Origin of the sequence: Rhizobium sp. BK399, assembly GCF_014194695.1 — a bacterium.
In the GTDB taxonomy this organism is placed as follows: Bacteria; Pseudomonadota; Alphaproteobacteria; order Rhizobiales; family Rhizobiaceae; genus Rhizobium.
On record NZ_JACIAH010000042.1, the window covers coordinates 1 to 1,185 of the forward strand.

Below are 1,185 nucleotides of genomic sequence, written 5' to 3' on the forward strand. Positions count from 1 at the left end.
TGGACGAAGACCTCGACGGGCATTCCGGGGATGAGCTTGTTGTCCTTGAGGAGGTTCTGGTCGTTAAGCGACAGGGAGGCGAGGTAGTAGGGCTGGCCGGTGGCGCGGTCGAGGGTGGTTGCGGCGGCGACGACGTCGACCTTGCCGTGCAGTTCCGGGGTGGTGCGCTGGTTGAAGGCGGTGAAGCGCATGCGGGCCGGCTGGCCGGGTGAGACGCGGTCGATGTCGACGGGGGGAATGCGGACCTCGATGCTGAGGTGCTCGCTTTTCGGGACGACCGACATGACGGTGGCGCCCGGCGCGATGATGCCGCCGATGGTGTGGACCTGCAGGTCATAGACGAAGCCGTCGACGGGGGCGCGCACCTCCATGCGGGTGAGGCGGTCGCGGGCGGCGATCTCGCGCTCGTTGAGCTCGGCGATCTTGGCGAGCAGGTTGACGATCTCGGTCTGCGCCTCCTTGCGGGTGGTCTGGTCGATGGAGATGAGCTTCATGTTGAGCTCGCTGATCTCGCCCTCGGCCTCGGCGACCTTGGCGATCAGCTCGCCGCGGCTGCCCTCGATGCGGGCGCGCTGGCGCAACAGGTCGCGCTTCTGCGAGATCGGCACCAGCTGGCTCGCGAGCAGCTTCTCGGTCTTGGCGAGCTCCTGCTCGACGATCTCGGCCTCGCTGTCGTTGGAGCGGCTCTGCGCCTTGAAGCCGCGCACCTGCTCGTCGAGCTGGACGATCTGCAGGCGCAGCTGTTCCTTCTGGTTGGCGACCATGCGGCGGTTGGCCTCAAACAGCCTGGTCTCGCCTGATATCACCGCGGCGGACAGGTCGAGCGCCGCGAAGTCGACGGTGTCTGCCTCGTCGCGCTCGGCCACCAGCCTGGCATGGGCGGCGGTCAGCTGCTGCAGCTGCGCCTTGACGATCGACAGCTCGACGCGGGTCTGGGTGTCGTCGAGGACGAGCAGGACGTCGCCCTTTTTGACGACGGTGCCGTTGTCGACGCGGATGGCGGCGATGATGCCGCCGTCGCGGTGCTGGATGGTCTTGACCTGCTCGGAGACGACCACCTGGCCATGGGTGATGACGGCGCCCGACAGCTTCGCCTGGGCGGCCCAGCCGCCGATGCCGAAGACCAGCACGCCGGCCAGTGCCGAGGAGGCGACGATGCGCGAGGTGATGCCGAACTGCCGGGCG

At 68.0% G+C, this 1,185-nt stretch carries 1 protein-coding gene; it reads right to left on the reverse strand.

Annotated features, from left to right (window positions below):
- A partial coding sequence (locus FHT97_RS30510) for an HlyD family type I secretion periplasmic adaptor subunit (protein WP_183865193.1) occupies positions 1-1,185 on the reverse strand: 1,185 nt, incomplete at both ends.